This is a genomic window from Brevundimonas denitrificans, assembly GCF_030160755.1.
Classification (GTDB): domain Bacteria; phylum Pseudomonadota; class Alphaproteobacteria; order Caulobacterales; family Caulobacteraceae; genus Brevundimonas; species Brevundimonas denitrificans.
Genome location: NZ_BSOY01000158.1, coordinates 1 through 874, shown reverse-complemented (window position 1 = coordinate 874; position 874 = coordinate 1). Strand labels below are relative to the sequence as shown.

Here is an 874-nt window from a genome sequence, read left to right as displayed (position 1 = left end):
AAAGCGGAAGAACGTCGCCAGAAGGCCGAGAATAACAACCATGAGACGGTTTCCGCCCTGGATGGGGTTGCGATCACCCTGCCCGCCCTGACCCGTGCCGTGAAATTGCAGAACCGGGCCGCCCGCGTCGGTTTTGACTGGCCCGATATCGAACCGGTTTTTGACAAGATTCACGAAGAACTGGATGAGTTGAAAGAGGAAGTGAAGCAGGACGGCGGGCCTGCCCGGGTGGCAGAGGAATATGGGGACCTGATGTTCGTGATGGCCAATCTTGGTCGCCACCTGAATTTGGAGCCGGAAACAGTTCTGCGGCAGGCAAATCACAAATTTACCCGCCGCTTCAAGGGCGTGGAAAGCAAACTGAGGGCGCGCGGCAAAACCCCTTCCGAAAGCAGCCTTCAGGAAATGGACAACCTTTGGGATCAGGTTAAAAAGGAAGAAACCTGATCACAGGATATCGAGGGGGAGTTTTTCCAGCCGACCCAGTTTCTCCGGGGCGAACTTGACCTCCAGAATTACGGCATCCTCCTCGTCTTTCCGTGTGAGAACGGTGCCGTTCCGGTAAATCCAGGAAACGGTGGCACCATCTTCCACGGGGACGGAAACCCGAAGGACCTTCTGGTTCTTGGTCAGCTTTTCCTCAACCGCGGCCAGAAAGGTGGGAACCCCCTCCCCGGTGACGGCGGACATGACCACCAGTTCTTCCTTGCGGTCAGCCTCGTTCTTGAAAAAGGCCGCAGTTTCCGGGTCGGCAAGATCAATCTTGTTCAGGACTTCCAGATAATGGTCCGTATCATCCACATCGACCCCCAGCCGTTCCATGACATCAAAGACGTCTTTTTTCTGGGCCTCGCTGTCAGGATGGGTGATATCG

Annotated in this window: 1 protein-coding gene and 1 pseudogene; one reads left to right on the top strand and one right to left on the bottom strand. The window is 55.7% G+C overall.

Translation table 11 applies throughout. From position 1 onward, the window contains the following. The coding region (locus QQJ79_RS15475; RefSeq protein ID WP_284223826.1) for a MazG family protein at positions 1-447 on the top strand (447 nt) is incomplete at its 5' end. Here the strand turns inward: QQJ79_RS15475 and QQJ79_RS15470 are convergent. Beyond that, positions 448-874: pseudogene (locus QQJ79_RS15470) on the bottom strand (hypothetical protein); the annotation flags it as partial.